Origin of the sequence: Streptomyces albidus (ex Kaewkla and Franco 2022), from assembly GCF_013870515.1 — a bacterium.
GTDB lineage: Bacteria > Actinomycetota > Actinomycetes > Streptomycetales > Streptomycetaceae > Streptomyces > Streptomyces albidus.
Genome location: NZ_JACBXA010000482.1, coordinates 1 through 1,701, shown reverse-complemented (window position 1 = coordinate 1,701; position 1,701 = coordinate 1). Strand labels below are relative to the sequence as shown.

Annotated in this window: 2 protein-coding genes; both read left to right on the top strand. The window is 72.5% G+C overall.

Going from position 1 to position 1,701, the window contains the following annotated elements:
* The coding region (locus H5J26_RS30735; RefSeq protein ID WP_181769216.1) for an ADP-ribosylglycohydrolase family protein at window positions 1-475 on the top strand (475 nt) is incomplete at its 5' end.
* Window positions 472-1,614, top strand: a complete 1,143-nt coding sequence (locus tag H5J26_RS30730; RefSeq protein ID WP_181769215.1) for an ADP-ribosylglycohydrolase family protein — start codon at window positions 472-474, stop codon at window positions 1,612-1,614. The genes H5J26_RS30735 and H5J26_RS30730, both read left to right, overlap by 4 nt.
* The last annotated feature ends 87 nt before the right edge of the window (window positions 1,615-1,701 follow it).

Here is a 1,701-nt window from a genome sequence, read left to right as displayed (position 1 = left end):
GCAGCTCCCCTCGGGTACGGAGATCCGCCGCAACGCCCGGCACGCGGTGCGTCTCGCACGCCAGGCGGTCGCCGAACGGCCCGGCGCGTCCGGCAACGCCTTCGCGCTCGTCCCCGTGCTGGAGCACGAGATCGTCGACCACATCTACAGCTACGGCATCGCCGCTGCCGAGACCGTGCCCGTCGCGCTGGCGGTCGCCCTTGCGGGCGGCGGTTCGATCGCCGAGGCGGTGCCCGCCGCCGCCTGCCTCTCCCGCGTGGCCGACTCCGCACCCGCTCTGGCGGGGGCGCTGACCGGCGCGATCGGCGGAGGCGTCGACATCCCCGGCAGCTGGCGTTCCGCCTGCCGGACGCTGTCCGGCTGCGCACTCCCCCGGCTCGCGGAGACCGATCTCGTCGAGCTCGCCGAGCTGCTCGCCCGTACCGAACTGACCACGCCCGAGGGCACATCCGTGGAAGGACTGAGTCGCACATGACTCCCACGCTTGAGGACCGCATCACCGGCTGCCTCGTCGGAGCCGCGGTCGGCGACGCGCTCGGCGGCCCGGTGGAGGGCTGGACGCCGGAGCAGATCGTCGAGCGGCACGGGGGCCGGGTCGAGGGCATCGTCGGCCCGTTCCACGAGGACTGGCGCACGGCCCGGCCCATCGCCCCGTACCACAAGGGCGACGGGCACGTCACCGACGACACTCTCATGACGCACGCCCTGGTGCGCGTCTACGAGAAGGTGCGCGACCACCTGGACGCGTACGACATCGCCGGTCATCTCGTGCCCGACCTGATCTCCAACCCCCGCTGGATTCCTGAGCTGGAGGCCGAAGCCCTGCCGCTCCAGCGCATCTTCCTCGCCGAGAAGTGGATCGTGGCACGCCTCCACTACGGGCACGTCGACCCGCGTGAGGCGGGTGCCGGAAACATCGTCAACTGCGGCGCCGCGATGTACATGGCGCCCGTCGGAGCGGTCAACGCCGGTAATCCGGCGGGTGCTTACGCAGAGGCTCTCGATGTCGCCGGTGCGCACCAGTCCTCGTACGGGCGGGAGGCGGCCGGAGTCTTCGCGGCCGCGGTGGCGGCGGCCTGCGTGCCGGGCGCCACCGCACGGTCCGTCATCGACGACGTGCTCGCGCTGGCCAAGGACGGCACACGCGAGGCCATCGAGGCCGTGTGCGAAGTGGCCGAGCAGCACAGCGACTTCGAAGGCGCGCTCAAACCGCTGCGGGAGGCGGTCGCGCCCTTCGACACCGTCGGCCCTGAGTACCGCAGTCCCTCCCTCGGCGCCCGAAGGCCCTCCCGCCTGCATTCCATCGAGGAACTCCCCGTCGCTCTGGGCATGTTGCTCGTCGGCGGCTCCGACTTCCGCCACACGGTGCTGGGTTCGGTCAACTACGGCCGGGACTGCGACTCCATCGCCACCATGAGCGGGGCGATCGTCGGAGCCCTGCACGGCGGGGCCGCCGTACCCGCGGAGTGGAGCGAGGAGGTCGCCCGCGCCAGCAGGCTCGACCTGCACGCCCCGGCGACATCCCTCGCCGAGGTGACCCGCGAGGTCTTCGCTCGCGACCGCGAGCGACGGCGCGCACACGAGGCCGCGTTCGCCGCGATCACGGAGGCGTGATGGCGGACGTCACCGGAGAACGCGCCGCTCCGCCTCCGCTGCGCCTGACCTGGGTGCAGCCGGAGGACCTGATCGGGCACGAGCTGC

Bases quoted from the DNA above. Each gene is read 5' to 3' on its own strand.
- H5J26_RS30730 (WP_181769215.1), top strand. From the start codon at position 472: ATGACTCCCACGCTTGAGGACCGCATCACCGGCTGCCTCGTCGGAGCC.